At 70.0% G+C, this 1706-nt stretch carries 2 protein-coding genes; one reads left to right on the forward strand and one right to left on the reverse strand.

The window, feature by feature from the left end:
* Positions 1-344 (reverse strand): carboxymuconolactone decarboxylase family protein (locus ACFVWD_RS58270; protein ID WP_389607291.1); only part of this gene is annotated, 344 nt, incomplete at its 3' end.
* 212 nt (positions 345-556) lie between these two features.
* Here ACFVWD_RS58270 and ACFVWD_RS58275 point away from each other — a divergent pair.
* Entirely contained in the window at positions 557-1516 is a 960-nt protein-coding gene (locus ACFVWD_RS58275; RefSeq protein ID WP_199876560.1) for a hypothetical protein, read from the forward strand.
* Positions 1517-1706 lie beyond the last annotated feature (190 nt).

Here is a 1706-nt window from a genome sequence, read left to right on the forward strand (position 1 = left end):
GTGACGGGGCGCGCCGCCGCCTGGACTTCGGCGGCGATGGCCAGCAGGGCGCGCAGCCGGGGGGAGACCGGGGCGTCCTGCGGTGCGGTGAGGACGGCGGCCACCGCCTCGGGGCCCCCGTCCAACTGGGCTGCCGCCGCGGCCCCGTGGGTTCCGGCGCAGAACGGTGTCTCGTTCAAGCGGGAGACGTAGGCGGCGATCAGCTCCCGTTCGCCCCGGCTCAGGGAGGCGGGGGCACGCAGCAGGACGTTGGCGAGGTGGTTGAGCGGTGCGGCGGTGTCGGGCCGGAGGAACATCAGCCCCCGGATACCGGGGTGGTCATTGCCGATGGCTATGTGCGGCACGGGGCTCCTCGGATGCGCGCGGGCGAAGACGCCTTCATGTTCACCGGGGGAGCATCCTCGCTCAACTCCCTTCGTGCGCTTGTGTGTCGGGATCCGGTGTGGCATCGGCCCGTTCTCGGTTCCGTGCTTCGGGCGAGCATTCTGGGAGATGGGTCCGCCCAGCGCCGCTTCTACGCTGTGAACTTTCCGGCAGCCGTGGAGGGGGACCTGTTGTGGCAGGCATCGCTGAGTCAGCGGCGCGGGAGCGGAGAGGGGCGGCGGAGGGGCCGGCGGTCCGGCGGCGCGGGTTGCTGCTTCTGCTGAGTGCGTTCGCCGGGTTCGTGCTGACCGTCGTCTGGTCGGCGGAGTTCGTGGACCAGGTCGTGGGCGGCACGATCGCGACGTCGTTGCTCGGACATGATCCGGAGGCGTCGGCGTTGACGTCGGTGGTGTCCGGGACGGTCTTCGCCTTCGTCTCCGGTCTGGCCGGGACCTTCACCGCGTGCAACATCGCGGTGTTCGGTTCGGTCGCCCCGATGCTGGGAAGCGTGAACAGCCGGGCGGGCCGGGCGGTGCGGGCCCTTCAGCCGCTGGGATGGCTGTTCCTCGGCATGGCCGCGGTCTCGGTGACGTACGGGGCGGTGGTCGGTCTGGTGGGGACGTCGATGCCCCAGTTCTCCCAGGCGCAGCCGGTCGCGGGGGAGTTGTCGGGGCGGACGGTGCAGTCGATGGTCACGTTCGGGGTGATCGGGCTGGCGATGTTCTGGCTGGGGCTCAGCGCGCTGGGGTACACCCGTGATCCGTTCGCGAAGGCGTCCCGTCGCTTTCCGCAGGCTCAGACGGTGTTCATGGGGGTCCTGGTCGGGGGGTTCCTGGTGGGGCGGCCGTATCCGCTGTTCCGGCAGCTCTTCCGCGACGCGGCGCAGAGCGGCAACCCTCTTTACGGGGCGTCGGCCTTCCTGTTGCAGTCGATCGGCAACGTGCTGGTCATCGCGGTGGTCTTCTTCCTGTTGGCGTACTTCGCGGGCGGGCGGGCGGCTGCCTGGATGACGGCGGATCCCGGTCGGATGGCGGCCGTGACCGCGGTGACCCTGATCGTGGCGGGTGTCTTCACGTTCCTGTACTGGGACGTCAGGATCCTCGCGCGCCGGGAGGTCATCCCGTGGTATCCGATCGCTCCGTGGGCCGCTTGAGATCCTGGGCCCGTGCCGGAGGGAGGATGCCATACCCCCGCGCCGGGCCGTTGCGGTATCCGACTTTAGGCTGCTCATGGCCGCGGGCCCGGTGCACAGTGTCCAGTAGCGGCTGTGGTCGAGGAGGAGGCGGAGTGAGTGCTCTGATCGACGGGGACGAGATCAGTGAGGAAACGGAGCTGGTCTGGCT

This window comes from Streptomyces sp. NPDC058086, assembly GCF_042885015.1.
GTDB lineage: Bacteria > Actinomycetota > Actinomycetes > Streptomycetales > Streptomycetaceae > Streptomyces.